General features: G+C 52.1%; 1 protein-coding gene. It reads left to right on the forward strand.

Going from position 1 to position 466, the window contains the following annotated elements:
* Positions 1-78: 78 nt before the first annotated feature.
* A partial coding sequence (locus tag AC3DE3_RS17255) for a hypothetical protein (protein ID WP_488370847.1) occupies positions 79-466 on the forward strand: 388 nt, incomplete at its 3' end.

Genomic DNA, 466 nt, shown 5'->3' on the forward strand with positions numbered 1-466 from the left:
TCACGAAAAGGCGATCCGCGAAGAAATGCGGAAAGCCAAACCCTCTGCTTAACCATTAACCACACACCATAACTAACCATGGCCACCACATTCAATGACAAGATTTTCGGGCAAACTGTTTTCCAACAGTTGAATGCTCTTCTCATGCCGCTCAATGCGTTTACGACCGATATTTCGGACGATCTTCGCAGCGAGGGTGATACCGTTATCGTGCCGCTTTACGGAAACACGACCACCACTACCTTCACGCAGTCAACGACCGTCTGGGAACAGACCGGAGGCGTCATCTCTGCCGTCACTGTCACTCTCGACAAGCGGAAGATCACTCCGATGGACTTCACGCATCAACAGCTTCTCGAAAGCTCCGCTGCGGGGCGTTTCGACCGGCTCACGACTCAGCTTGCGAAGAGCACGGCAAAGACCGTGTTGCTGGATATTATGTCCGTCATCACTACCGTCAACTTTG

This window comes from Dietzia sp. IBK-p2-16D (genome assembly GCF_057773085.1).